The sequence below is a fragment of the Streptomyces geranii genome (genome assembly GCF_002954775.1).
Taxonomy (GTDB): Bacteria; Actinomycetota; Actinomycetes; order Streptomycetales; family Streptomycetaceae; genus Streptomyces; species Streptomyces geranii.
On sequence record NZ_PJME01000009.1, the window covers coordinates 16987 to 43179 of the forward strand.

26 protein-coding genes are annotated in these 26193 nt (G+C 70.6%); 16 read left to right on the plus strand and 10 right to left on the minus strand.

The genetic code is table 11. The annotated features are described in order from the left end of the window. Nucleotides 1-77: 77 nt before the first annotated feature. Both CW359_RS15240 and CW359_RS15245 read right to left on the minus strand, forming a co-directional pair. Nucleotides 78-1967, minus strand: coding sequence for an ABC transporter ATP-binding protein (locus CW359_RS15240; protein WP_105970475.1), 1890 nt, complete (start codon nucleotides 1965-1967; stop codon nucleotides 78-80). Continuing rightward, nucleotides 1964-4078, minus strand: coding sequence for an ABC transporter ATP-binding protein (locus tag CW359_RS15245; protein ID WP_232838408.1), 2115 nt, complete (start codon nucleotides 4076-4078; stop codon nucleotides 1964-1966). Before CW359_RS15245 ends, CW359_RS15240 begins: the two co-directional genes overlap by 4 nt. A 183-nt stretch (nucleotides 4079-4261) precedes the next feature. On the opposite strand from CW359_RS15245, the gene CW359_RS15250 reads away from it, so the two are divergent. Genes CW359_RS15250 through CW359_RS15265 form a run of 4 tightly spaced genes read left to right on the plus strand, consistent with a single transcriptional unit; the run spans nucleotide 4262 to nucleotide 7905 of the window. Further along, nucleotides 4262-5167 (plus strand): ABC transporter ATP-binding protein, encoded by a 906-nt coding sequence (locus CW359_RS15250; RefSeq protein ID WP_105970476.1) that lies wholly within the window; start codon nucleotides 4262-4264, stop codon nucleotides 5165-5167. Between the two features lie 53 nt (nucleotides 5168-5220). Beyond that, the gene (locus tag CW359_RS15255; RefSeq protein WP_198655237.1) at nucleotides 5221-5955 is read left to right on the plus strand and encodes an ABC transporter permease; all 735 of its coding nucleotides are present in this window, start codon (nucleotides 5221-5223) and stop codon (nucleotides 5953-5955) included. Between the two features lie 56 nt (nucleotides 5956-6011). Further along, complete coding sequence (locus CW359_RS15260) at nucleotides 6012-7280, plus strand: sensor histidine kinase (RefSeq protein ID WP_105970478.1); 1269 nt, start codon at nucleotides 6012-6014, stop codon at nucleotides 7278-7280. Next, nucleotides 7270-7905 (plus strand): response regulator, encoded by a 636-nt coding sequence (locus tag CW359_RS15265; protein ID WP_105970479.1) that lies wholly within the window; start codon nucleotides 7270-7272, stop codon nucleotides 7903-7905. The genes CW359_RS15260 and CW359_RS15265 overlap by 11 nt, the downstream gene beginning before the upstream one ends. A gap of 47 nt (nucleotides 7906-7952) precedes the next feature. On the opposite strand, the gene CW359_RS15270 is transcribed toward CW359_RS15265, so the two are convergent. Next, nucleotides 7953-9371: a sulfatase family protein gene (locus CW359_RS15270; protein WP_105970480.1), complete on the minus strand. Its 1419-nt coding sequence runs from the start codon at nucleotides 9369-9371 to the stop codon at nucleotides 7953-7955. Between the two features lie 82 nt (nucleotides 9372-9453). Continuing rightward, complete coding sequence (locus tag CW359_RS47570; RefSeq protein ID WP_408647482.1) at nucleotides 9454-9549, minus strand: putative leader peptide; 96 nt, start codon at nucleotides 9547-9549, stop codon at nucleotides 9454-9456. A gap of 150 nt (nucleotides 9550-9699) precedes the next feature. Between CW359_RS47570 and CW359_RS15275 the strand changes: the two genes are divergently transcribed. Beyond that, entirely contained in the window at nucleotides 9700-10326 is a 627-nt protein-coding gene (locus CW359_RS15275) for a GNAT family N-acetyltransferase (protein WP_105970481.1), read from the plus strand. A 12-nt stretch (nucleotides 10327-10338) separates the two neighbouring features. Beyond that, entirely contained in the window at nucleotides 10339-10596 is a 258-nt protein-coding gene (locus tag CW359_RS15280; protein WP_232838409.1) for a hypothetical protein, read from the plus strand. A gap of 219 nt (nucleotides 10597-10815) precedes the next feature. On the opposite strand, the gene CW359_RS15285 is transcribed toward CW359_RS15280, so the two are convergent. Both CW359_RS15285 and CW359_RS15290 read right to left on the minus strand, forming a co-directional pair. After that, the gene (locus CW359_RS15285; protein ID WP_105970482.1) at nucleotides 10816-11076 is read right to left on the minus strand and encodes a hypothetical protein; all 261 of its coding nucleotides are present in this window, start codon (nucleotides 11074-11076) and stop codon (nucleotides 10816-10818) included. Beyond that, nucleotides 11073-11297 carry a hypothetical protein gene (locus tag CW359_RS15290; RefSeq protein ID WP_157968547.1) on the minus strand — a complete coding sequence of 75 codons (225 nt, stop codon included), beginning with the start codon at nucleotides 11295-11297 and terminating at the stop codon, nucleotides 11073-11075. The genes CW359_RS15285 and CW359_RS15290 overlap by 4 nt, the downstream gene beginning before the upstream one ends. Before the next feature lie 127 nt (nucleotides 11298-11424). Here CW359_RS15290 and CW359_RS15295 point away from each other — a divergent pair, with 127 nt between their 5' ends. Next, entirely contained in the window at nucleotides 11425-12873 is a 1449-nt protein-coding gene (locus tag CW359_RS15295; RefSeq protein ID WP_105970484.1) for a helix-turn-helix domain-containing protein, read from the plus strand. A gap of 25 nt (nucleotides 12874-12898) precedes the next feature. Continuing rightward, a complete protein-coding gene (locus CW359_RS15300) occupies nucleotides 12899-13387 on the plus strand; it encodes a hypothetical protein (RefSeq protein ID WP_105970485.1) in 489 nt (162 codons plus the stop codon). Between the two features lie 14 nt (nucleotides 13388-13401). Here CW359_RS15300 and glgX read toward each other — a convergent pair whose 3' ends face one another. After that, complete coding sequence (gene glgX / locus CW359_RS15305; protein WP_105970486.1) at nucleotides 13402-15675, minus strand: glycogen debranching protein GlgX; 2274 nt, start codon at nucleotides 15673-15675, stop codon at nucleotides 13402-13404. A gap of 152 nt (nucleotides 15676-15827) precedes the next feature. Between glgX and CW359_RS15310 the strand changes: the two genes are divergently transcribed. From CW359_RS15310 to CW359_RS15335, 6 genes are all read left to right on the plus strand, one after another. Then, nucleotides 15828-17069, plus strand: coding sequence for a L,D-transpeptidase (locus CW359_RS15310; RefSeq protein WP_105970487.1), 1242 nt, complete (start codon nucleotides 15828-15830; stop codon nucleotides 17067-17069). Between the two features lie 169 nt (nucleotides 17070-17238). Further along, on the plus strand, nucleotides 17239-18477 hold the full coding sequence (locus CW359_RS15315) for a L,D-transpeptidase (protein ID WP_408647483.1): 1239 nt from the start codon (nucleotides 17239-17241) through the stop codon (nucleotides 18475-18477). A 122-nt stretch (nucleotides 18478-18599) separates the two neighbouring features. Beyond that, entirely contained in the window at nucleotides 18600-19367 is a 768-nt protein-coding gene (locus tag CW359_RS15320; RefSeq protein WP_105970488.1) for an enoyl-CoA hydratase/isomerase family protein, read from the plus strand. Nucleotides 19368-19649: 282 nt separating this feature from the next. Continuing rightward, the gene (locus CW359_RS15325; RefSeq protein WP_105970489.1) at nucleotides 19650-20153 is read left to right on the plus strand and encodes an ATP-binding protein; all 504 of its coding nucleotides are present in this window, start codon (nucleotides 19650-19652) and stop codon (nucleotides 20151-20153) included. 174 nt (nucleotides 20154-20327) lie between these two features. Next, entirely contained in the window at nucleotides 20328-21098 is a 771-nt protein-coding gene (locus CW359_RS15330; protein ID WP_105970490.1) for a polysaccharide deacetylase family protein, read from the plus strand. Further along, nucleotides 21098-22297, plus strand: coding sequence for a YncE family protein (locus CW359_RS15335; RefSeq protein WP_105970491.1), 1200 nt, complete (start codon nucleotides 21098-21100; stop codon nucleotides 22295-22297). The genes CW359_RS15330 and CW359_RS15335 overlap by 1 nt, the downstream gene beginning before the upstream one ends. A gap of 93 nt (nucleotides 22298-22390) precedes the next feature. Here the strand turns inward: CW359_RS15335 and CW359_RS15340 are convergent, their stop codons facing one another. After that, nucleotides 22391-23032 carry a GNAT family N-acetyltransferase gene (locus tag CW359_RS15340; protein WP_105970492.1) on the minus strand — a complete coding sequence of 214 codons (642 nt, stop codon included), beginning with the start codon at nucleotides 23030-23032 and terminating at the stop codon, nucleotides 22391-22393. A gap of 59 nt (nucleotides 23033-23091) precedes the next feature. On the opposite strand from CW359_RS15340, the gene CW359_RS15345 reads away from it, so the two are divergent. Together CW359_RS15345 and CW359_RS15350 are read left to right on the plus strand one after the other, a co-directional pair. Beyond that, nucleotides 23092-24009: a helix-turn-helix domain-containing protein gene (locus CW359_RS15345; protein WP_105970493.1), complete on the plus strand. Its 918-nt coding sequence runs from the start codon at nucleotides 23092-23094 to the stop codon at nucleotides 24007-24009. A gap of 41 nt (nucleotides 24010-24050) precedes the next feature. Then, complete coding sequence (locus tag CW359_RS15350; protein ID WP_105970494.1) at nucleotides 24051-24263, plus strand: EF-hand domain-containing protein; 213 nt, start codon at nucleotides 24051-24053, stop codon at nucleotides 24261-24263. Between the two features lie 81 nt (nucleotides 24264-24344). Here CW359_RS15350 and CW359_RS15355 read toward each other — a convergent pair whose 3' ends face one another. Both CW359_RS15355 and CW359_RS15360 read right to left on the minus strand, forming a co-directional pair. Then, nucleotides 24345-24905 (minus strand): glycoside hydrolase family 25 protein, encoded by a 561-nt coding sequence (locus CW359_RS15355; RefSeq protein WP_105970495.1) that lies wholly within the window; start codon nucleotides 24903-24905, stop codon nucleotides 24345-24347. 106 nt (nucleotides 24906-25011) lie between these two features. Beyond that, nucleotides 25012-26064 (minus strand): phosphatidylinositol-specific phospholipase C domain-containing protein, encoded by a 1053-nt coding sequence (locus CW359_RS15360; RefSeq protein WP_198655228.1) that lies wholly within the window; start codon nucleotides 26062-26064, stop codon nucleotides 25012-25014. Nucleotides 26065-26193 lie beyond the last annotated feature (129 nt).

Sequence of the window (26193 nt, forward strand, 5' to 3'; positions counted from 1 at the left end):
TTCCCTCTCGTCCCCCGTCGCGTCCTGTTCCCGTAGCGTCCTGTTCGCGTCGCGTTCCGGTCCTGTCGTGCGCGGACTCAGACCAGGCTCTCCCGCCAGGCCCGGTGCAGCTGGGCGAACCGGCCCGTACCGGCGACGAGTTCGGCCGGCGGGCCGTCCTCGACGACCCGGCCGTGCTCCATCACCAGCACACGGTCGGCGATCTCCACGGTCGACAGCCGGTGCGCGATCACCACCGCCGTACGCCCGTTCAGCACCGTCGACATCGCGCGCTGCACGGCCCGTTCACCCGGGATGTCCAGCGAGCTGGTCGCCTCGTCGAGGATCAGCACCGCCGGATCGGCGAGCAACGCCCGCGCGAACGCGACCAGTTGGCGCTGCCCGGCGGAAATGCGGCCACCTCGTTTACGTACGTCCGTGTCGTAGCCCTCGGGCAGCGCGCTGATGAAATCGTGCGCGCCGATCGCCTTCGCGGCCCGCTCGATCTCCTCGCGCCCGGCGTCCGGGCGGCCGATGGCGATGTTGTCGGCGACGCTCCCTGAGAACAGGAACGCCTCCTGCGTCACCATCACGACCCCGCGCCGCAGTTCGGAGTTGGCGAGGTCGCGCAGATCGACGCCGTCGAGGAGGATGCGGCCCTCGGTGGGGTCGTAGAAGCGGGCGAGCAGCTTGGCCAGCGTGGACTTGCCCGCGCCGGTCGAGCCGACGACCGCGACGGTCTGGCCGGCCGGGAGGGCGAGGTCGAAGCGGGGCAGCACCTCGCCGCCGGTGCGGTACGCGAACCGGACGCCGTCGAACACGACCTCGCGGCCCGGGTGTTCGGACTCCCGCACCGGCAACTCCCGGGGCGCCGACGGCTCCTGGACGGACGGGGTCTGGGCGAGCAGGCCGGAGATCTTCTCCAGGGACGCGGTCGCCGACTGGTACGAGTTGAGGAACATGCCGAGCCGGTCGATCGGGTCGTACAGGCGGCGCAGATACAGCACGGCGGCGGCCAGCACGCCCAGTTCGAGGGAGTCGGCGGCGACCCGGTGGGCGCCCCACAGCACCATCGCGGCGACCGCGGTGTTGGCGACGACCCGGGAGCCGACGACGTAACGGGCCATCTCCAGGATCGCGTCGCCGTTCTTGCGCTCGTGATGCCGGTTGAGGGCCTCGAACTCCGCGTCGTTGGCGGCCTCGCGGCGGAACGCGCGCACCGGGCGGATGCCGTTCATCGTCTCGACGAACTTGACGATGACGGCGGCGATCGCGGTGGACCGCAGCGCGTACACCCGGCCGGCCCGGCGGCGGTAGGACCGGATGAGGAGGTAGAGCGGGACCAGGGAGGCGACGGCGACCCCGCCGATGCCGAGGTCCAGCCAGAGCAGCGTCGCCGAGATGTACGCGAACGACAGGGCGACGGTGGCGAGTTCCTGCAGCCCGTCGTTGAGCAGCTCGCGCAGCGACTCGACGTCCGCGGTGGAACGGGAGATCAGCCGGCCCGAGGTGTAGCGCTCGTGGAAGTCCAGGCTGAGCGCCTGCGCGTGCCGGAAGATCCGCCCGCGCAGATCGAGCAGCGCGTCCTGGCTGACCCGGGCGGCGGATGAGACGAACCAGTACTGCAGCCCGCCCGAGGCCAGCGCGCAGAACAGATAGCCGAGCCCGACGGCGACGAGCGGGCCGTTGTCGTGGTCGCGGAAGGCCGGTACGGCACGGTCGATCGCGTACGCGACGAGCAGCGGGCCCGCCTGGACGGCCGCCTGCTGGAGCAGCAGGAGCACGACGGTGAGGGCGACCCGGCCCTTCATGGGCGCGAGGAGGGAGCGCAGCAGGCCGGCGGTGGCGCCCTTGGGGGTGGGCAGGGCGTCCTGGCCGAAGGGGTCGTCGGTGTCCTCGGGGGCGCGGGCGGGGGCGGGGAGGGAGGTGGTGGCGAGAGCGGGCTGCTCGTCGTCGGGAGTCGGCGCGGTGGTCGTGGGCGCCGTCATCGGGCGGCCTCCTCGAAACTGTCGGTGCTGGTGCTGTTGCTGCCGTTACTGGTGCCGGTGCCGGTGCCGGTGCCGGTGCCGGTGCCGGCACCGGTGTCCGTGCGGGCGTCGGCGTGGCCGTGCCTGCCGTCGTCCGTGAGGGCGCCGGTGCCGCGCTGCGTGCCGCTGTCGGCGTCGCCGTCCGTGCCGGTGTGGGTGCCGGATTCCGCGGCGCCGTTGGTGTCGTCGTCTTCGTCGCCGGGGGCCCGCGCGGTGGCGTCCAGGGCCGTTTCCTCTTCCGCGCCGGCCATCAGCCAGGCGTACTCGGTGTTCGTCCGCAGGAGTTCGTGATGCGTGCCCACGGCGGTGATCCGGCCGCCGGAGAGCAGGGCGACCCGGTCGGCGAGCAGGACCGTGGACGGGCGGTGCGCCACGATCAGGGCGGTGGTGTCGGCCAGCACCCGGCGCAGCGCGGCCTCGACGGCGGCCTCGGTGTGCACGTCCAGCGCGGACAGCGGGTCGTCGAGGACGAGGAACCTGGGCTTGCCGACGACCGCGCGGGCCAGCGCGAGCCGCTGCCGCTGGCCGCCGGACAGGCTGAGGCCCTGCTCGCCGACCTGGGTGTCGGTGCCGTGCGGCAGCGAGTGCGTGAAATCGGCCTGGGCGACGGAGAGCGCGCGCCGCAGCTCGGCGTCGCCCGCGTCGTCCCCGGCCCCCATGAGGACGTTCTCGCCGACGGTCGCGGAGAAGAGGGTGGGTTCCTCGAAGGCGACGGCGACGAGGGAGCGCAGCTGTTCTCTGGGGAGGGCGGAGATGTCGTGGCCGTCGAGGGTGATGTGCCCGGAGGTCACCTCGTGCAGCCGGGGGATGAGTGCGGTGAGTGTCGTCTTGCCGCTGCCGGTGGTGCCGACGAGGGCCATGGACTCGCCGGGGCGGATGTGGAGGTCGACGTGGGCGAGGACGGGTGGGGAGTCGGTTGGGGCGTCTGGGTAGCGGAAGGTGACGTTGTGGAACCGGAGGCCGCGGTCGACTTCGGCCGCGGGTCCGGTGGGGGCTGGGCGCGCAGTTCCCCGCGCCCCTTCGAGGACCCCCTCAAGGGTGCCCTCCGGCGGCTCGTCCATTACCTCGAAGTACCGCTCCGTGGCCGTCGCCGCGTCCTGGCTCATTGCCAGGAGGAAGCCGATGGAGTCGACGGGCCAGCGCAGGGCGAGGGCCGTCGACAGGAAGGCGACCAGGGTGCCCGCCGACAGGTCGCCGTCGGCCACCTGCACGGTGCCCAGGATCAGCGCCGCCCCGATCGCCAGCTCCGGCAGGGTGACGATCACCGCCCAGATCGACGACAGCAGCCGGGCCTTGTGCAGTTCCGTCCCGCGCAGGGTCCGCGCCAGCTCGTGGAAGGCCCGTGCCTGGCTCCGGTGCCGGCCGAACCCCTTGATGATGCGGATGCCGAGCACGCTCTCCTCGACGACCGTCGTCAGATCACCCACCTGGTCCTGGGCCCGCCTGGCCACCAGGTGGTAACGCCGTTCGAAGACGATGCACACGATCAGCACGGGGACCGCGGGCCCCAGGATGACCAGCCCGAGCGACCAGTCCTGGACCAGCATGATGATCACGCCGATCAGGATCGTCACCGCGTTGACCAGCAGGAACGTCAGCGGGAAGGCCAGGAACATACGCAGCAGCATCAGGTCCGAGGTCGCCCGGGAGAGCAGCTGTCCGGACGGCCACCGGTCGTGGAAGGCGACCGGCAGCCGCTGCAGCCGCCGGTACAGATCCGCCCGCATCGCCGCCTCGACCCCGGCCAGCGGCCGGGCCACCAGCCACCGCCGCAGCCCGAACAGCAGTGCCTCGCCGAGCCCGAGCAGCAGCAGCCACAGCGCCCCGAGCCACACGCCCCGGGAGTCGCCGTCGGCGATCGGCCCGTCCACCATCCACTTCAGGACGAGCGGAATCACCAGCCCCATGCACGACGCCAGCACGGCGACGAGCGCCGCGCCGAACAGCCGTACGCGCACCGACCGTACGTAGGGCCACAGGCGCAGCAGAGTGTGTACGGCGGAGTGACCTCGGCCGTTGCCGTCGCCGTTCGCGGTCTCGGGTTCCTTGGTGATTGCACGTGTCGTGGACATCAGGGCGAGCCTACGGACCACCACTGACAGTGCCTACCAAATTTCGGTCGGGATGGGCTCGGCCGGAGGTCCTACGACCTGCGCGTCAGTGAGGTCGTACCGTCGCATCAGCCGATCGGTTGATGCCGGTTCGAGCGCGTCGGCCGATGTCCCGCCCGCGCCCCTCCCGCGACCCTGAGAGACATGTCCGTCATCGAAGTGAGCGAACTGCGCAAGTCCTACGGGGGCCGGCCGGCCGTCGACGGTGTCTCCTTCGCCGTCGAGGAGGGCGAGATCTTCGGCATCCTCGGCCCGAACGGCGCCGGCAAGACCACCACCGTCGAATGCGTCGAGGGCCTGCGGACACCCGACGCGGGCCGGGTCCGGGTCACCGGCCTCGACCCCGTCACCGACCACGAGGCCACCAGCCGGGTCCTGGGAGCCCAGCTCCAGGAGAGCGAACTGCAGCCGAAACTGACCGTCCGCGAGGCCCTGGAGCTGTACGCCGCCTTCTACCCGCGCCCGGCCGACTGGCGCCCGCTGGCCGAACGCCTCGGCCTGACCGACCGGCTCTCCGCCAGGTTCGGCAAGCTCTCCGGCGGCCAGAAACAGCGCCTGTTCATCGCGCTCGCGCTCATCGGCAACCCCCGGATCGTTGTCCTCGACGAACTGACCACGGGCCTCGATCCCCGCGCCCGCCGCGACACCTGGCAGCTCATCGAGGACGTACGGGCGAGCGGGGTGACCGTCCTCCTGGTCACGCACTTCATGGAGGAGGCGCAGCGGCTGTGCGACCGGATCGCCGTGATCGACAAGGGCCGGATCGCCGCCCTGGACACCCCGGCGGGCCTGATCCGCCGCTCTGCGGGCGCCACGATGATCAGCTTCACCCCCTCCGAGCCGCTGCCCGAGGACGCGCTCACCGCGCTGCCCGGGCTCGCCTCGGTCGAGTACCGGGACGGCCGCGTCACCCTCGCCGGCACCGACGAGACCGTCAACGCCGTCATCACCCTCCTCGCCCGCAGCCATGTCACCGCCCACCAGCTCCGCGTCACCGACGCCACCCTGGACGACGCGTTCCTCGACCTCACGAAGGGAGAAGCGGCATGACCACCGCCGTACCCAAACCGATCACGGCCGTACCGAAACCGAACGCCTCCGTGCTGAACACCGCCGTACTGAGGTCCGAGGTCCGCCTCTTCCGCCGCGAACCCGGCGCCCTCTTCTGGATCCTGCTCTTCCCGGCCCTCCTCCTGGCGATCCTCGGCTCGATCCCCGCCTTCCGGCACGCGGACCCCGACCTCGGCGGGCTGCGCACGATCGACGTGTACGTCCCGGTGGCTGTCCTGCTCGGCCTGATCGTCGGCGGCCTCCAGTCGATGCCGCAGACCCTCACCGGCTACCGCGAGCGCGGCATCCTGCGCCGGATGTCCGCCACCCCGGTCCGCCCGGCCGCCCTGCTCTCCGCGCAGATGCTGGTCTACGGCGGGGCGGCCCTGGCATCGGGGCTGCTCGCCCTCGCGGTCGGGCGCCTGGCCTTCGGCGTACGACTGCCAAGGCAGCCCCTCGGCTACCTGCTGGCCCTCGTGCTGGCCGTCCTCGTCGCCCTCGCGCTCGGCGCGGTGATCTCCGCGCTGTCCCGGACGACGAAGATCGCGGGCGCGATCGGCTCGGCCGTGTTCTTCCCGTCGATGTTCTGCGCGGGCGTGTGGGCGCCGGTGCAGACCATGCCCGACCTGCTGGCCAGGATCGTCGGCTGGACCCCGTTCGGGGCGGCGGCCGAGGCGCTGAACCGGGCGGCGGCGGGGGACTGGCCCGGCTGGGGCCACCTGGGCGTGGTGACGGCCTGGACGGTACTGCTGACGGCGGCTGCCGCACGCTGGTTCCGGTGGGAGTAGGGGACGGGGACGGGGACGGGGACGGGGGCGGCCGACGGGCGGTGCAGACTGGGGGCATGACCGCGGCGGACACTCATCGCGACCAGAGCATGGAGCGGCTGCACATCTGGGCGCCGTACGGACTGCTCGGCACCGGCGGCGTCCTCGCGGTGGTCTCCGCCGGTGTGCTGATGGACGGCCCCGGCGAGCGGCCGGCCGCCGGGGCCCTGTTCGCCGCCGCGCTCGTGCTCCAGCTCTGGTGGCACGGCACCCGCTCCCGCCGGCCGAACCGCGGCCGGACCCCCTCCCCGGCCGGGACGGTGTACTACGTCCTGCGCTGGGCGCTCGCCTTCGCGCTCACCTGGATCAACCCGTTCTTCGCGTTCTACGCCGCCGCCGGCTACATGGACGCCGACGAGCTGATCCCCGGCTGGTGGCGGCGGCTCGGGCTGTTCGCCAGCGCGGTCACCGTGGCCGCCGCGCAGGCCGGCGGGCTGTGGTTCGGGGGCGCGGCCCAGTGGGGCGGGTTCGCCGCACTCCTGGCCGCCAACTTCGGCCTCCAGGCGGTGGTCGCCCATGCCACCGAGCAGGAGGAGCGACGCAGCCGCGAGCGTACCGAGACCATCGCCGAACTCGAACGCACCAACACCGCCCTGCAGCAGGCCCTCGACGAGAACGCCGCCCTGCACGCCCAACTCCTGCTCCAGGCAAGGGAGGCGGGCGTCGCGGACGAACGCAGGCGGCTCGCCGCCGAGATCCACGACACCATCGCCCAGGGCCTGACCGGGATCATCGCCCAGCTCCAGGTGGTGACGAACACCCCGGACCAGGCCCTGGCCCGCGAACACGTGGACCGCGCCGTCCGCCTGGCCCGGCACAGCCTCGGCGAGGCCCGCCGCTCCGTGCAGAACCTCGCTCCCGTCGCCCTGGAGAACGCGGGCCTGCCCGAAGCCCTGAAGAAGACGGTCGCCGAATGGGCCGAACGGACGGCCGTACGCGCCGAGTTCACGGTCACGGGCCAGTCGGAACCCCTGCACGCGGAACTCTCGGCGACCCTCCTGCGCATCGCCCAGGAGGCCCTGTCGAACGCCGCCCGCCACGCCCGCCCGACCAGGGTCGGCGTCACCCTCACCTACCTGGGCGACGAGGTCATCCTCGACATCCGCGACGACGGCACCGGCTTCGACCCGCTCGCCGTCCGCGAACGCACCGGCACCGGCGGCTTCGGCCTCGACGGCATGCGGGCCCGCGCCGAACGCATCGCGGGCACCCTCACCCTGGAGTCCGAACAGGGCCACGGCACGGCGGTCTCGGCACGCGTACCGTTGGTACCCCATGACCACTGACGCGCCGATCACCCTCCTCATCGTCGACGACCACCCCGTCGTACGGGACGGCCTGCGCGGCATGTTCGAGTCGGCACCCGGGTTCACGGTCCTGGGCGAGGCGTCGAACGGCGTCGAGGCCCTGACCCGGGCCACCGCCCTCGACCTCGACGTGATCCTGATGGACCTGAGGATGCCGGGCGGGGGCGGCGTGGCGGCCATCGCCGAGCTGACGAGGACCGGCGCCCGCGCGAAGATCCTCGTCCTGACCACGTACGACACCGACTCCGACACCCTCCCCGCGATCGAGGCGGGCGCGACCGGCTACCTCCTCAAGGACGCCCCGAGGGACGAACTCTTCACAGCGGTACGGGCCGCCGCCCAGGGCCGCACGGTTCTCTCACCGGCGGTGGCCTCCCGCCTGGTCTCGGCGGTCCGCGCCCCCGGCAACGAACCCCTCTCGGCCCGCGAACGGGAGGTGCTGGCCCTGGTGGCCAAGGGCACCTCGAACCGGGAGATCGCCCGGGTCCTGTTCATCAGCGAGGCCACGGTGAAGACCCATCTGACCCACCTGTACGGCAAGTTGGGCGTGAAGGACCGGGCGGCGGCGGTGGCGACGGCGTACCAGCGGGGCATCCTCGGCTAGCCGACCGGACCGGGACCGGGCTGACCGGGCTAGCTGGGCCGACCGGGCTAACCGGGGTACGGCAGAAGGCTGTTGGCGATCGTCTCCCAGGCGCCCTTCAGCTCGGCGAGCAACTCGGGCCGGTCCGGCGCGAGATCGGCCTGCTCACGCTGGTCGGCGGCCAGGTTGTACAGATGGTCGGTCTTGGCGGCGTCCTGGTAGTACTTCCAGTCCCCGCGCCGCAGCGCCCGGTTGGCCCGCACCCGCCAGAACAGGTCGCGCTCGGGCGGCTGTTCGCCCCGCAGCAGATACCCGGCGAGGCTGCGGCCGTCCAGCGGATAGGCCGGGTCGGGCCGCGCGCCGCCCAACTCAAGGAAGGTCGCCGTCCAGTCGGGGGAGAAGTTGGGTACGTGGCTGACCTGACGCCCGTCGATCCCGGCGGGCCAGCGCACGATCGCCGGCACCCGGATGCCACCCTCCTGGAGCACGAACTTCTCCCCGCTCAACGGCCACAGATAGGACCACCGCTCCCCACCGTTGTCACTGGCGAAGTACACGACCGTGTTCTCCTCCTGCCCCGAGCGGCGCAGCGCGGCGAGCACCTCGCCGACGGCCGCGTCGAGACTCTGCACCATCTCCGTGTACTTCTCGACGGAACCGCCGTCGTAGTGGTTGAGGGCCCGGCTGACCTCGGCCTGGCTCTTGGCGGCCCGGATCTTCGCGGCGATCTCGGCACCGGTCGCCTCGTCGCCCTCGGCGAGCCAGGGCCAGTGCGGGGTGGTGAAGTTGAGGTTGAGCAGCCAGGGCCGGTCCCCATGGTCCCGCCCGACGTACTCGACGGCCCGCTCGGTGAGGACCTCGGTGTAGTACCGCAGATCCTGGTACTCGGCGTCGCCCTCGTAGAGGTCGTGGTCGCCGAGCTGGCCGAGCTTGGAGAAGTACTCCAGCACGCCTCCGTGATTCCCGAAGAACTCGTCCCAGCCGGACTTGGTGGGGCTGTAGTCGGGCAGCCAGCCGCAGTGCCATTTCCCGATGAGCGCGGTGGCGTACCCGGCGCCCTTCAACAGGGAGGCGAGGGTGGGGTGTTCGGGATCGAGCCCCTGAGTCCGGTTGGCGATGGGCTCGGCGAGCCCGCCGGGGGTACGCCCCGGATACCGCCCCGTGTACAGGCTGAACCGGGTCGGCGAGCAGGTCGCGGACCCGGAGTACGCGTCGGTGAACCGCACCCCCTGCCGGGCCAGCCGGTCCAGATGGGGCGTCTTGATGTGCGGGGCGCCGTAGGACGAAAGGTCGGCCCAGCCGAGGTCGTCACCGAGGATGACGAGAAAATTGGGGCGGCGCCTGCCGTGCGGTTGTCCGGCGGTACGGGCCTGGAACGGGCGCTCGTCGGGGGCGGCAGCGGCGGGGGCCGCACCGGCGGCACTCACGGCGGTGACGGCACCGCCACCGACGAGACCACCGAAGGCACGACGGGATATTTCGGGCATGCGGGAGTTCCTTAGGGCAGAGGGGGCCCACGAGAGGGACACCTAAGGGAGGGGGGAGGAGATCGAGGAAGGGACCGCGGGCTCAGCGACAGATGGCGCTGGACTGCCGGCACAGGTCGACATGCCGCCGCTCCACGAGCGCGACGTGCGCGCTGGGGTGAACGGCGGAGTTCCTCATGGTCAAGGACGGTGCCAGGGGGACGAGGGAGGCGTCAAGAAGGTGTCCACGGACCGGAACCGCCCCTGAATTCAGGCGACACGAGACACCCGCTCTGGAACGCTACGGAACCGGAACAGACGACGTCGTGCCGCACTGAACGGGTGATCAATGAGCTTCAAGCTTGCCGGACCGGTTCTGGAGGGCTCCCGGGTACGCCTGGAGCCCCTGGACCACCGCCACGCACCGGACCTGGCCGAGGCGGCGGAGCAGAACCGCGACACGTACGGCTTCACCTCGGTACCGAGGGCGGCCGGGGTCGGCGGGTACATCGACGCGCAGCACGCCCGTGCCGCCGCCGGACTGCTGGCTCCGTACGCGCAGGTGGACCGTGCCTCGGGCCGCGCGGTGGGCGCCACGGCCTACTGGGAACCGAGGCTGTGGCCGTCCGGCGACGGCCTGTGCGCGATCGAGATCGGCTACACCTGGCTCGCGGCCTCGGCCCAGCGCACCGGCCTGAACACGGAGGCCAAGTACCTCCTGTTCCGGCACGCGTTCGAGACCTGGCGGGTGGCCCGGGTCGACCTGAAGACGGACGCCCGCAACACCCGCTCACGCACGGCGATCGAGCGAACGGGCGCCCAGTTCGAGGGCGTACTGCGCAACTGGTCCCAGTCCTGGGCCCCCGGCGAGGAGGGCGGCCTCCGGGACTCCGCGATCTTCTCGATCACGGCGCAGGAGTGGCCGGACCGCCGGGCGGCACTGGAACGCCGAATGGCGTCCCGACAGCGCGGATGACGGCCCGGCGCGGTGGTGGACTTCGTCGTCGCGTCGGCGAAGGCGTACTCGTGCGGCTCGCCCTACTTCGACGAGGAGACCACCCGCGCCCTGGTCGAACAGGACGTGGCCCGCCCCCGCGACCTCGCGGCCACCCTGAGCACCCCGACCCTGGTGGTCCACGGCGACCACGACCTGCCGAGGCAACTGTGGACCACCTTCGTCCCGGCCCTGCTCCAGCACACCGGTCCGCCGCCCACATCGACGGGGTTTGTCAAGCGGACCGAGTGAAGCGGACCCACCGACAGCTCCAGTCGCCGTCGGCGTACGACCTCACAGGTCCGAAGGCCTCGTCCTTAGGCGTGTACCGTCCCCGAGTTCCCCCAATTCCTCCGCCTCGGCCGCGGACGCCCCGCCGCACGCCGCCGACTCCGCGCCGAATGGGACGGCACCGACGTCGCTGGTCAGCCGGACGTGCCCGAGCCCGGTACCGGCAGTCCGGCTGGAGTATCAGGCCCGGCCCATGACATGAGCGGTGCCGGGGGAGGTCTGCGTGGACTTTCGGCAGTCCGGTGCGGTCGGGGGCACAGGGTGGCCGTCGAGGGCGCGGCACAAAGCCGCGTGCAGGTGTTCGGCCTCGGCCGTGGTGAGCAGAAGCTCGACCTCCGCCGTGGTCTCGCCGTTCCGGGACAGTCGTAGGGGCAGGGCCAGCCGGTCGTCGTCAGTGCGGTGAAGCGGGCGGCCGGGAATGCGCTCGGTCTTCCAGGTCACGGGGTCCCCTCGATCCGTGCGAGTCGGTAGGTGCCCCACAGCGTGCGCCCGTCCTCGCACCCGTCCTGCGCCCTTTTCACCTGCTTGCAGCCGTCGCACCTGCGGGCATGCTCGAACCAGAGGCGATAGGCACGCAGCATTCCGTCCTCGACGCGCTGTACGGCTGCTCGCGCCATTCCGCCGTTCGTCGGGCCTCTGTCCGTGTCGTGGGTTTCGTTCACAAATCGAGAATCGTCGAGTTGGACGAACTGCGGTATGACCAGCGGGTGTTACCGACTCGGTAATACACTCGTCCGCAGTTCAGCGCGGTGCGTCAGAGTGGATACCATCACTCCGGAAGTCGGTCCCATGAATGCCACCACCCCCGGCCCACTCGCCCCGGAAGTCCTTGACAGGGATGACGTAAGGCGGGCCCTGGCGGAGCACGACTTCGCTGCGGCATTCGCCCTGTTCAAGAAGTGGGGCGGGCTCTCGCAGAACAGGATCGCCCTTGCCTGCGGACTCACCCCCGGCAAGGTCTCCACGATCATCAGCGGGCGGCACCGGGTCACCAGCTTCGATGTCGTCTGCCGCATTGCTGACGGGCTTCGCATTCCCGGACGCATGCTCGGTCTGGCGGACCGTTCTTGGGAGCATCGGTCAGAAGGGAAACCCGTCCCGCCGACACCGTCGGCGCGGCAGCCGTCCGAGGATGCTTCCTGGCACTCCACGCGGACAGTGGACTTGGCCGCGGATCTGACCAGAAGGGACCTCGCGATGGATCGGCGTGCTGTGACACGTGCCCTGGCCGGAGCTGCCCTGACCGGCGCGTCCCTCCTGGAGTCGCTCGATGCTTGGCTGGAACCGCCCGAGCGTGACCGGGCCCGAGGCCGCCGTGGACGTCTCGGAGACCGTGAGGTCCAGGAACTGGAGGCGACCGCACGTGCTTTCCGCGCCTGGGACCACCAATTCGGCGGCGGCTTGCGCCGGAAAGCTGTCATCGGGCAGCTCAATGAGGTGGCCGGCCATTTGGAGGAGCGCCAATCACCGGCCGTTGAACAGGGTTTGTTCCGTGTGATGGCCCATCTCGGCGGCACCGCCGCCACTATGACTTGGGACTCGGGGCTGCAGGAGCGAGCCCAGACGTACTATCTGCTTGCGCTCCGCGCGGCACATGCCGGCGGCGATGCCGTGTTCGGCGCCAACGTACTGGCAGGAATGGCACGGCAGATGCTCTGCCGGGAACGTCCTGGAGACGCTCTGGCGCTTGTGCACCTGGCCCAGAAGGGCGTACGCAGTACGGCGGGCCCGCGTGTTCGGGCCATGCTCCATACCCGTGAGGCCTGGGCCTACGCCGCCATGGGCAGGGGTGCTGCATTCCGGCGGGCCACAGCTGAGGCGACCGATGCCCTCGGCGACGCCGGAGCCGAGGAAGAGCCGTACTGGATCGCCTACTTCGATGATGCGGAGCTGGCGGGCGTGACCGGTGGCCGTCTGCTCGAACTCGCCCGCCAGGACCCACGGCAGTACGCCGATGCCGCCGCCGACTCCATTCGGCACGCGCTCACCACACGCGGCCCCGAAGCCGGGCGCAGCCACGCCCTGGACCTGATCGGCCTTGCCGAGTGCCACTTCCTCCAGGGAGATGTCACCAGCGCCGTCGACCGAACTCGTGCTGCCGCCGATGCCGCCGGGCGGACTCGGTCCAACCGAGTGCGAACGCAGCTTGGTCAGCTGTATCCGTACACAGTGAGCGGGGGTACGTCTCGGGCCATGAGTGGGGCACGCACCATGATCCGCGACGTGTTGGCCGGCTGAGGGAACCGAGAGGTAGAACAACAACATGACCATCATCGCCGTCACCGGCCACATGGATCTGACCGACACCAGCACAGCCCTGGTGCGCGAAGCCCTCCGAGAGACGCTGAAGCCGTACGCCGACGGTCGACTGACCGGTGTCTCCTGCCTGGCCAAGGGCGCCGACGCCCTGTTCGCGGAGGTCGTCCTGGAGCTGGGTGGACGGCTGGTCGCGGTCATCCCCTCCCAGGACTACCGGCAGAACAAGGTCAAGCCGGACCACGCCGAGACCTTCGACCGCCTCACGTCAGCGGCCGACGAGGTGCTCGTGCTCCCGCACGAGACGGCCGACCGGTCGGCGTACGAGGACGCCAACCGCACCCTGCTCCGGCGTGCCGACAGACTCGTCGCCGTCTGGAACGGCGAACCTCCCACCGGGAAGGGCGGCGGCACGGCTGACACGGTCCTGGAGGCACGGGAGGCGGGGCTGCCCGTGGAGGTCGTATGGCCCGAGGGCGCTGCCCGCCGTCGGTGAGTGACGTCGGCCCTTCACCCCACCACCCGCAACAGAACAACAGCCCGCCCCGCGACCCCCATCACATCCCCCGCCGCATACCCCACCCCCGGCGCCTCCCCCTGCTCCTCCCGCGAGGTGTCGACGACCACCTCGTACCGCTGGGCCCAAGGCGCCCCCGGCAGCACGAAGTTCGTCGGGTGCTCGCCCGCGTGCAGGACCGCCAGGAAGCTGTCGTCGACTATCGGGGCGCCCCGGGCGTCGCGGCCCGGGATGTCGCGGCCGGACAAGTACATGCCCAGGGTCGACGCGGGTGCGTACCAGTCCCGTTCCGTCATCTCCGTGCCGTCGGCGGTGAACCACGCCAGGTCCCGCAGCCCGTCCGCCGAATGGGCCCGGCCGGAGAAGAACGCCCGGCGGCGGAGTACGGGGTGCCGGTGGCGCAACCTGATGAGGCGGGCCGTCAGTTCGGTCAGGGCTTGCCAGCCCGGGTCCTCCAGGAGCGACCAGTCCAGCCAGCTGATTTCGTTGTCCTGGCAGTACGCGTTGTTGTTGCCCCCCTGGGTGCGGCCCAGCTCGTCGCCCGCGACCAGCATCGGAACTCCCGTCGACAGCAGGAGAGTTGTCAGCAGGTTGCGCAGCTGGCGGCGGCGCAGGGACCGTACCCGCTCGTCCTCCGTCTCGCCCTCCGTGCCGCAGTTCCAGGCGCGGTTGTCGTCCGTGCCGTCCCGGTTCCCTTCTCCGTTCGCCTCGTTGTGCTTGCGCTCGTACGACACCAGGTCCCGCAGGGTGAAACCGTCGTGCGCCGTCACGAAGTTGACCGAGGCGTAGGGGCGCCGGCCGCCCCAGGCGTACAGGTCGCTCGATCCCGACAGGCGGTAACCGAGGTCCCGTACGTCCGGCAGTGCGCCGCGCCAGAAGTCCCGTACCGCGTTGCGGTAGCGGTCGTTCCACTCCGTCCAGAGCGGGGGGAACGCGCCCACCTGGTAGCCCCCTGACCCCACGTCCCACGGTTCCGCGATCAGTTTTACGCGCCGCAGTACCGGGTCCTGGGCGATCACCGCCAGGAAGGGGGACAGCATGTCGACGTCGTGCATCGAGCGGGCCAGGGCCGCCGCCAGGTCGAAGCGGAAGCCGTCCACCCCCATCTCCGTCACCCAGTAGCGCAGCGAGTCCGTGATCAGGCGCAGTACGTGCGGCTGGACCACGTGCAGGGTGTTTCCGCAGCCCGTGTAGTCCGTGTAGCGGCGGGCGTCGTTCTGGAGGCGGTAGTAGCCCCTGTTGTCCATACCGCGCAGCGACAGTGTCGGGCCGTGTTCGTCCGCCTCCGCCGTGTGGTTGTAGACCACGTCGAGGATGACCTCGATGCCCGCCGCGTGCAGCGCGCGCACCATCCGCTTGAACTCGCCGACCTGCTGGCCCGCCGTACCCGTCGCCGCGTACCCCGCGTGCGGGGCGAAGTAGCCGATCGAGTTGTAGCCCCAGTAGTTCTTCGTGCCCCGGCGCAGCAGGTGGTCCTCGTGGGCGAACTGGTGCACGGGGAGCAGTTCCACCGCCGTCACGCCCAGTCGCACCAGGTGTTCTATCGCCGCCGGGTGCGCCAGGCCCGCGTACGTGCCCCGCAACTCCTCCGGGATGCCCGGGTGGAGCTTCGTGAAGCCCTTCACATGGACCTCGTAGATCACCGAGTCCGCCCACGGCGTCTTCGGGCGGCGGTCGTCCGCCCACTCGTCGTCGGTGGTGTCGTCATGGACGACGACGCCCTTCGGGACGAACGGCGCCGAGTCGCGGTCGTCGCGCACGGTGTCCGCGATCTCACGCTGAGGCCAGTCCCGGACGTGTCCGTACACCTCCGGCGGCAGCCCGAAATCGCCGTCCACCGCACGCGCGTACGGGTCCAGGAGCAGCTTCGCCGGGTTCCAGCGCGCGCCGGTCCACGGGTCCCAGCGGCCGTGCACCCGGTAGCCGTAGCGCTGCCCCGGCATGACCCCGGGCACGAAGCCGTGCCAGATCTCGTGCGTCAGTTCGGTGAGCGGGACGCGGGTCTCCACCTCGCCCGGCCCGCCCTCCACCGCCCCGAACAGACACAGCTCCACCGCCTCCGCCCCGCCCGCCCACAGCGCGAAGTTGGTGCCCGACACCCCGTCCGGGCCCGTGCGGAAACGTGCCCCCAGCGGCATCGGCGTCCCCGGCCACACGGGCACCGCGGGCAGCGCGGCCCGTGGTGCGCCGGTCAGCACGGTGACAGGGTGCCCCTCATCGACGGCGCGCTGATCCGCCACCGCCTTCTCATCCGCTGCGCTGGACACCTTCTGCCTCCTGCGGCTCATGGAACAAGTGTGCGGCGTCCCGGCCGCGATGCCTGTTCCGTCGTTCTCTGCGCCGTTTCTTCCCCCTGTTCTGCCCAGAGCATGGCTCGCACTCACGTTTCCCCGGGGCGGGCCGCGTCGTTGGGTCCTGCGTGAGGCACGTAACTGGGCGCGCTCGGCGCGCGAGGGCCGGGCTGGCCGCCGTACTGACATGGGCAGGACTGCTGGCCGGAGCCGCCGGCTGCACTTCGGAGGGGGTGGGCGGGACGGACTCGATGTTCGGGAAACCCGGGGCGCGGCAGGACGTGATCCGCGTCTCCCCGGACGACGGCAGCCGCGCCGTGCGCCCCGACAACCCCCTGCTCGTACGGGTGCCCAGCGGGCGCCTGGAGTCGGTGAGGGTCGTCAGGGCGCAGGACGCGCAGGAGACGGTGGTGGCCGGCCGGATCGCCGAGGACGGCCTGTCCTGGCGGCCCGACGACGCACGGCTCGCGCTGGCCGCCAGATACACGGTCGACGTCGTGGCCCTCGACGGCCACGGCCGCCGCTCGGCCCGGCACACGACCTTCACCACGTACGTCCCCGATGAGCGGTTCATCGGATACGTCACACCGGAGAACCGTGCCACCGTCGGCACCGGAATGATCGTCTCCCTGGAGTTCAACCGGGAACTCAGGAACCGCGCCGCCGTCGAACGCGCCGTCCGCGTCACCGCCGACCCGCCCGTCGAGATCCGCCCCCACTGGTTCGGCGCCGACCGCCTCGACTTCCGGCCCGAGGAGTACTGGGCCCCGGGCACCGAGGTCACCGTCGAACTCGCCCTGCGGGACGTCGAGGGATCACCGGGGGTCTACGGCATCCAGCACAAGACGTTCACCTTCACCGTCGGCCGCAGCCAGGTCTCCCTGGTCGACGCCGCCGCGCACACCATGCAGGTCCGCCGCGACGGCGAACTGCTCGCCACGGTGCCGATCACGGCGGGCGCCCCGAAGACCACGACGTACAACGGCAAAATGGTGGTCACCGAGATGCTGGAACTGACCCGGATGAACGGCGCCACGGTCGGCTTCAAGAAGAAGGACGGCAAGGGGGAGTACGACATCCCGGACGTGCCGCACGCCATGCGCCTGACCAGCTCCGGCACCTTCCTGCACGGCAACTACTGGGCGCCGGACGCCTTCGGCAACGCCAACGTCAGCCACGGCTGCGTCGGGCTGAAGGATGTGAAGGGCGGCAGTTCGGACAGTCCGGCCGGCTGGTTCTTCGACCGCAGTCTCATCGGTGACGTCGTCGAGGTCGTCCGCAGCCACGACAAGAAGGTCGCTCCCGACAACGGCCTCGGCGGCTGGAACATGGGCTGGATGGAGTGGCAAGCGGGCAGTGCCGTGAAGTAGCGGTCGCTGAATCGACGTAAACAGTCGGGTCCGGCCGTCCGATGATGTTGGGACGGAATGGTGACCTTCAAGGCCCGCCGGGGGGTGTGACCTTGTGGTTAATATGCGCCGGGGTGCGCGGTACGCGCCGGGGAAGTGGGCCTGACCAGGCCACGGGAGGGGAGCAGGTTTGAACGCGCGACCAATATCGCGGCCGATACCGGGGGTTGTGTCCAGGGCGGCGGGGGCGCTGCTGGCCGGGGTCATGCTCGTCGCCGTCACCGCGTGCAGCGGGGGCGGCGACTCGGGCTCCGGATCCGACGACGCCAAGCCGAAGAGCACGGAGTCCGCCGCCGCGCAGACCCGGCAGTCGGAGGCCGTCGTCACCATCGCGCCCAAGGACGGCGCCAAGGCCGTCGACACCAGCGGCGCCCTCACCGTCAGCGCCGCCAAGGGCAAGCTGACCGAGGTCGAGGTCAAGGACGGCAAGGGCAACCCGGTCGCGGGCACCCTGACCGCCGACGGCACCAAGTGGACGCCCGCGACCCACCTCACCGCGTCGACCACCTACAAGGTGCACGCGGAGGCGAAGGACACCGAGGGGCGTACGGCGGCGGAGGAGTCCTCCTTCACCACCCTCACCCCGAAGAACACCTTCGTCGGCACGTTCACCCCCGAGGACGGCTCCAAGGTCGGCGTCGGCATGCCCTTCTCGATCCGCTTCACCCGGGGCATCACGCACCCCGAGGACGTCGAGAAGGCGATCACCGTCAAGACCGAACCGGCCGTCGACGTCGAGGGCCACTGGTTCGGCAACGACCGCCTCGACTTCCGCCCGGAGAAGTACTGGAAGCCCGGCACGAAGGTCACCGTCTCCCTCGCCCTCGACGGCGTCGAGGGCCGCCCGGGCGTCTACGGCAAGCAGGCCAAGCAGGTCTCCTTCACCATCGGCCGCAGCCAGGTCTCCACGGTCGACGTCAAGACGAAGAAGATGGTCGTACGACGCGACGGCAAGGTCGTCAAGACCATCCCCGTCACCACCGGAGCGCCCGGCTACGAGACGTGGAACGGCCAGATGGTCATCACCGAGCGCCTCGAAGTGACCCGGATGAACGGCGAGACCGTCGGCTACGGCGGCGAGTACGACATCAAGGACGTCCCGCATGCCCAGCGTCTGACCACCTCCGGCACCTTCATCCACGGCAACTACTGGGGCGGCGACGCCTTCGGCAACTACAACGCCAGCCACGGCTGCATCGGCCTGCGGGACGTGCGCGGCGGCTACGACAAGGGGATCGCCGCGGCCTGGTTCTTCGACCGGTCGATGATCGGCGACGTCGTGATCGTGAAGAACTCCAACGACCGGATCGTCGACCCGGACAACGGGCTCAACGCCTGGAACATGTCCTGGGAGAAGTGGAAGGCGTAGCCGCCCGCTTCTTTTCCTCCTCTCTTTCCCTCCTCTGCTTTTCTTCATCTACGACGTTCTGCGGGCCCGGTGTGACTGACAGCACCGGGCCCGTACCCGTTAGTCCCCGTTAACCTGCCTGCATGACTGTGCATCTCGAAGTCGCCGAAGGTGTGGGCACGATCCGGCTGGACCGGCCGCCCATGAACGCGCTGGACGTCGCCACCCAGGACCGCCTCAAGGTCGTCGCCGAGGAGGCCACCCGACGCGGCGACGTACGGGCGGTCGTCGTGTACGGCGGGGAGAAAGTGTTCGCGGCCGGCGCCGACATCAAGGAGATGCAGGCCATGGACCACGCGGCGATGGTCGCCCGGGCCAGGGACCTCCAGGACTCCTTCAGCGCCGTCGCCCGTATCCCCAAGCCGGTCGTCGCCGCCGTCACCGGCTACGCGCTGGGCGGCGGCTGCGAGTTGGCGCTCTGCGCCGACTACCGCATCGCCGGCGACAACGCCAGGCTCGGCCAGCCGGAGATCCTGCTCGGTGTGATCCCCGGCGCAGGCGGCACCCAGCGGCTGTCCCGGCTGATCGGCCCGTCCAGGGCCAAGGACCTGATCTTCACCGGCCGGATGGTCAAGGCCGACGAGGCGCTGGCGCTCGGACTGGTCGACCGGGTGGTGCCGGCCGCCGACGTGTACACCGAGGCGCACGCCTGGGCGGCGAAGCTCGCGCAGGGCCCGGCCATCGCGCTGCGCGCGGCGAAGGAGTCGATCGACGCGGGCCTGGAGACGGACCTGGAGACGGGGCTCGCGATCGAGCGGAACTGGTTCGCGGGACTGTTCGCCACGGAGGACCGGGAGATCGGGATGCGCAGCTTTGTGGAGGAAGGCCCCGGTAAGGCCAAGTTCCGCTGACCGCCGACAACTTCCGTCGAAGCACTTGCAGTTGACGCGATGTCTTATCCGGGTCCCTCGATAGGGCGGTTTATGGGAGCCTTAATGCAACCTTAAGCCCGTCGTGTCGAGGGGGCCTGTCGCTTGCCTGAAAGTGAGCTTCCGTCGCAGGTCAGAGGCCCTTTAGGGGCCGCCGAAATACCTCCGGCATATGCCGGAGGGTCTAAACGGAATGGTGCGCTCCGGGGGGCGTATTCCTCGGGAACGGCCCCGGCGGGTGGTCCGGGCGGCCATGATGGGGGCATGGCGGGGCTGGAGGGCATCGATCAGCCGCGGGGACACGGCCGTGCGACGGCAGCGCGGTGGTCGCCTGCGGTGGAGGACGAACGGGCGCTCAAAGCGCTGGAGTTGTTCGGAAACCCGACGGAGCACGAGGTGCAGCTCCCGTCCCGCCCCGAGTCCGCCGCGACCGCGCGCAGGCTCGCCCAGGTGGTGGTCCTGCGCCACTGGGGACTGACCCCCAAGATGACCGAGGACGCGGTCCTGCTCGTCTCCGAACTCGTCGGCAACGCCGTACGCCACACCGGCGCCCGGATCTTCGGCCTGCGCATGCGGCGGCGCCGGGGGTGGATCCGGGTCGAGGTCCGGGACCCCTCGCGGGGGCTGCCGTGTCTGATGCCGGTCCAGGAGCTGGACGTCAGCGGGCGCGGGCTGATGCTGGTGGACAAGCTCTCCGACCGCTGGGGCGTCGACCTGCTGCCGCGCGGCAAGACGACCTGGTTCGAGATGCGGGTCGCCGACAGGTAGAGGCTGTTCGCGCGGTAGCACCCTGGTGCTACGGCCGGCCGTAGCACCAGGGTGCTACGACACGGCGGAAGGGTTGCCGGACGGACGGGCAGCCGACAGCCGGACAGGCAGACGGTCGGTCGGGCGGGCCGCCGATCGGGCTAATCGCCCGTTTTCCTCCCCAACCCCCCTTAAATGGTGCGGGTGACCACGACCGACCGCCGGGCGCTGCTGCGCGCGGGCGCCGGGATCGTTGCCTCGGGGGCGCTGACCACCGGGTGCGCGACCGCCGTCGCCCCCTCATCCCGTACGTCCCCTCCAGCCGCCCGCCAGACCCCCGCCCCCGCTCCCGCCCCTCTCCTCCGCTACCCCGCCCAGATCCTCCACGGCCCCCGCGACCGCCCCCGGGTCGCCCTCACCTTCCACGGCAACGGCGACCCCGCCACCGCGCACGCCCTGCTCACCGCCGCCGAGGAACACGGCTCCCGGCTCACCGTGCTGGCCGTCGGTACCTGGCTCGACGCCCACCCCGCCCTGGCCCGCCGCATCCTCGACGGCGGCCACGAACTCGGCAACCACACCCTCCGCCACCTCGACATCAACACCATGCCGGAGGCGGACGCCGACGCCGAGATCAGGGGATGCGCCGAGCGGCTGAAGGCGCTCACCGGGTCGATCGGCACCTGGTTCCGCCCCTCGCGCGCCGCCCGCGCCTCCCCCCTCGTCGAACGGCTCGCCCGCCGCGCCGGCTACCCGCACGTCCTCTCCTACGACGTCGACCCCCTCGACTTCACCTCGCCGGGCGCCCCCGCCGTCGTACGCGATGTCATGACCGAAGTCCGCGCCGGATCGATCGTGAGCCTGCACTTCGGGTACGCGGACACGGTCGCCGCGCTCCCCGGCCTCCTGCACGAACTCGACCGCCGCGGCCTGCGCGCGGTGACCACCACGGAGCTGCTGAGCTGATGCCCCCCACCACGACCACTCTCATCGCCCGCACCCTGGTCGCGGGAACCACCCTCACCGTCCTCGCCGCCCTCACCGCCTGCGGCACCGAGACCCGCGACCGGCCGGACCGAACCCTCGCGGCGGTCAAGCCGGTGAAACCCGCCGCGCCCGCCGAACCGGTCGTCCGGGGACTGCCCGGAATGCCACCGGTCCTGCACCCACGTGACGTCTACGCGGCCGATCGTCCCCATCAACTCTCCCCGGTCGTACGGGACTTCCCGTCCCGCGTGTACGTGCCGAACACCGAGTCCGACACCGTCTCCGTCATCGACCCGAAGACGTACGAGATCGTCGAGACGATCCACGTCGGACGCCAGCCCCAACACGTCGTGCCCTCCTGGGACTTGAAGACGCTCTGGGTCAACAACAACCGCGGCAACACGCTCACGCCCATCGACCCGAAGACGGGGAAGGCGGGCAAGCCGGTCGACGTGCACGACCCGTACAACCTCTACTTCACGCCCAACGGCAAGTACGCCGTCGTGATGGCCTCCCTGGACCGGGAGTTGGTCTTCCGCGACCCGCACACCATGAAGACCGTCAAGACCGAACCCGTCAGCTGCTACGGCGTCAACCACGCCGACTTCTCCCTCGACGGCCGGTACTTCATCGTGTCCTGCGAGTTCAGCGGCGAACTCCTCAAGGTCGACACGGAGAAGATGGAGGTCGTGGCGCAGCAGAAGCTGCCCTTCGAGGGCGCGATGCCGCAGGACGTCAAGATCTCGCCGGACGGCAAGCGGTTCTACATCGCCGACATGATGGCCGACGGCATGTGGGTCCTGGACGGCGACAAGTTCACCCGCCCCACCCTCCTGCCGACCGGCAAGGGCACCCACGGCCTGTACGTCGGCCGCGACTCCCGCGAGATGTACGTGTCCAACCGGGGCGAGGGCAGCGTCTCCGTCTTCGACTTCACCCAGAACAAGCTGACCAAGAAGTGGCACCTGCCCGACGGCGGCAGCCCCGACATGGGCGGCGTCTCGGCGGACGGCAAGGTCCTCTGGCTGTCCGGCCGTTACGACGCCGAGGTGTACGCCATCGACACCAGAACGGGCAAGCAGCTGGCCCGAATCAAGGTGGGCGACGGCCCACACGGCCTGGCGGTGTACCCACAGCCCGGCCGCTACTCACTGGGCCACACGGGCATCTTCCGCTGACTGAGGACGCGCCCCAGAGGGGCGCGGGGCTGTATCTGATCTGCGGCTCCGCCGCGGGGCGCGACCAGCCCCCACCGGCCCGCGGCCAAAGAACTACCCACGGGCGAGCAGCAACGCCTCCCCACCCACCGGCACAAACCCCGCCCCCAGGAACGCCCGCACACTGCGGGCGTTCCCCGGAGCCATCTGCGCCCACACAACCTCCCCACCACTCAACTGCCGCGCCGCCGAGGCCAACGCACGCCCCAGCCCCCGGTGTCGTACCCCTTCCGCCACCTCCACCGCGGCCTCCAGCCGCCCAGCGACCCCGCGCCCCAGGATGAGCACACCGCCGTCCGCCGCCCACACCCGGACGTCGTCCCGGTGGCGGTGGGCCCGGGCGACCCGGTGGTGGCCGGGATCGTCGATCTCCGTGAGCGTCAGCGGCGGTTCGCCCGGCAGCGGGGAGGCGACGGCCAGCAGATCGATCGTCTCGTTCGTGCGGTCCGTACGGTCCATCAGCGCGGCCAGGAAACGCGGGTTCATCGGGGCGGAGAGCGCGTCGCTGTCGACGCCGGCCAGGGTCCGGCGTACCCACTCGGGGTCCTCGTCGGTGAAGACGACCGCGTGCGCCGTGAACGCGAGGACCCCGGCGTCGCGGTGGCAGGCCTGCGGCACGACGGTCGTACGGCCGTCCGGCGGTGGGAAGACGCCCCGCGCGACGGCGTCGAGAATGTCCTTCAGCTCCTGCCCCACTGTGCTGCCCCTCCCGGCCTCTTGAGTCTCCACCCACTGGAAGGCACAGACTCGCCATCATGATCGACGACGGCACCGGACATCTCACCATCGGCGAACTGGCCCGGGCCACCGGACTGACCGTACGGACCATCCGTTACTGGTCCGACGAGGGCGCCCTGCCGCCCGTGACCAGGTCGGCGGGCGGCTACCGGCTGTACGACGCGGGCTCCGTGGCCCGCCTCGAACTGATCCGCACCCTGCGCGAGCTGGGCCTCGGCCTGGACCACGTACGCGCGGTGCTGGCCGGGGAGACGACGGTCGCGGAGGTCGCCGCCGCGCATGTGGCGGCGCTGGACGCGCAGATCCGGACGCTGAGGGTGACCCGTGCGGTGCTGTCGTCCGTGGCGAGACGCGGTTCGACCGCGGAGGAGATGACGCTGATGAACAAGTTGGCGCGGCTGTCGGCCGCCGAACGCAAGCGGATCATGGAGGAGTTCGTGGCGGAGCTGTTCCACGGGCTCGACTCGGTGGACCCGGAGATCCAGGACCGGATGAGGGCCACCGCCGTGGACCTGCCCGAGGACCCGACCCCCGAACAGGTCGACGCCTGGGTGGAGTTGGCGGAGCTGGTCCAGGACCCGGGGTTCCGGGCGCAGATGCGGCAGGTGATCGAGTTCAACGCGGCGGACCGGGACTCCGCCGCCGCCGCTGCCGGGCGGTCCGTGTGGTTCCCCATGCGGCTGGTGCAGCTGGCGTCGGAGGCCCGCGAGCGCGGGATCGCCCCCGAGGCGCCGGAGGCGGCGGCGATCCTGCGGGAGGTGGTCGGGGACGGCGACCCGGCCCTCGTACTCGCCCGCATGGAGTCCGCCTCCAACGACCGGCTCGCCCGGTACCGGGAGTTGCTGACCAGGATGAAGGGCGCGAGCCCGGCCGCCGTGCACCGGGAGGAGTTCGCCTGGGTGGTCGCCGCGCTGCGCGCCCGCCTGGCCAGCTAATCTGACCCCGTCAGTAGTACGTACAGAAGGGGCGGGTCCCGGTGGCCGACATCGAGGAAGCACGCAAGCAGTTCGACCGGATCGACACGAACGGTGACGGGTTCATCACGGCCGCCGAGTTCAAGTCCGCCCTCGCACAGGAGGGCGACTGGAACGTCACCGAGTCCGTGGCCGAGGTCATCATCGCCTCCCGCGACCTCGACGGCGACAAGCTCCTGTCGTTCGACGAGTTCTGGACGTACCTGAACAAGTGACGTACCTGGACAAGTAGCGCGCTGCCGTACGCGGAAAGGGGCGCCCACCGGAGATCCGGCGGGCGCCCCTCGCATGTGCCGTCACTTGAAGTCCGCCCACTCCTGCAGCGCCTTCTTGGTCGCGAAGTCGGCGACGTTCGTGTCGACGGGGTCGTCGGTGTACTGGTGGAAGAGCCACTTCGCCTCGATGCGGGGCTCGCCCGCCGTCACGTAGTCGGCGATCCACAGGCCGTCGCCCGCGTAGGACGTCGAGTCGACGTTGAGCCAGTAGTTCCTGTTGCAGTAGAGGACGACGCGGTTGTTCGGGCGCAGTTCCTTCAGCTTGCGGATGAAGGTGTCCTTCTCGGCGTTGGTCGCGTGGGTGCCGTCGCCCGTCGTCTCCCAGTCGACGGCGAGGATGTCGGCGTTCTCCCGCTCCGGGGCCTTGCTGACGAAGTACTCGGCCTGGGCGGTCAGGTTGCCGGGCCACAGGAAGTGGTAGAAGCCGACCACGCAACCCGCCTCCCGGGCCCGCGCCGTCTGGGCCGTGAGCTTCGGGTTGACGTACGAACGGCCCTCCGTCGCCTTGACGAAGACGAAGGAGAGGCCGTCCGTGGCGTAGGTGTCGGACTGGTACGCGCTCACATCGATGCCGCGCAGCATGCGGTGCTCCCTGGAGTGCGGGTCAAGTGGGTTGTGGGGGACAGGAGTTGCGCCTGCCCCCCGCCACCTTTGCACACGTGATTCCGGGGCGTCCGCGATTCGCGGTTCAGCCCCGCGTCGTCACCGAACTCAGCACCGACGCCGACTTCCCCGACCAGTCCGAGGTGATCACACTCGCGTGGTCCGCCGCCAACAGGGCGAGACGGGCGGCCACTTCGGCGTCCGTGGGGGCCGTCGACGAGATCGCGGGGGAGACCCCGTACGCGTCCGTCATGATCAGGATGTAGTGGTTCGTCGAGTAGAACGACGTGTCGTAGGCGTTGTTGACGTACGTTGCCGCGTCGCCGTCGAAGAACACGAACCACGGGCGGATCGAGGCGTCGTAGCGGCTGGTGCGCGGGTCGCCCGACTCGGCGCCCAGGACCGCCGGGAAGGCCTGAGCCGCCGAGATGTTCCCGGCCGCGTACAGATCGCGCAGGTGGTCGCCGTACTCCTCGTCCGTCCAGTACGAGTCGAAGGGGTTGGCCTCCTCGACGGTGCCCGGGATCAGTTCGAGGATCACCTTGCCCGCCAGGGCGTCGCGCGAGGGCCAGGCGTTGGCCTTGGCCGCCGCGTCGAGGGTGGAGTACGTCGAGCCGAGCAGGTCGGACGGCTTGAAGACCGTGCTGCCCAGCTTCTGCTGGACGAGGGTGTCGAACTCGTCCGGGCCGAGGCCGGCGTCATTGTTGAAGCCGTTCTTCATCTCGACCTTGAAGACGATCGGTGCGTGGTCGGGGTGCAGTTGCTGCCAGGCGGCGATGTTGTCGAGGCAGCTGCCGAGGTCCTGGTTGCGGTCCTTGCTGTACAACTCGTCGGGGCTGTCCGCGTATTCGCAGTTGTTGTCGTTGCCGAGCGGCTTGCTGTGGCTCACCCGCCAGCGCTTGCTGACGCTGTCGGTGTACACGTCCAGTTCGAGCAGCGAGGCGCCCGAGTCCAACGCCTGTGCGAAGTAGGTGTACTTGTCCTTCTCGTACGCGTTGTGCGTCCCGATCGTCGTCGTCTCCGAGAACTTCGGCGCCGCCGCCCCGGCCTGCGCCGCCGGTGTCGCCACCAGCACCGCCGCCGTCCCGAACAGCGCCGCCAGCCGTCTCGCCGTACGCGCTCCACGAACCGTCTTCACGTGTCAACTCCCCTTCGCCGTCACCGGATCGGCGGCAGCCTAGGAGCGGTTGATTGCTGGGCGGTAGATCCGGGAGGAACAAGAGGAGCGATTCCCTCCGTTCTTTGCAAACCCTTTCTCAAGCCCGGC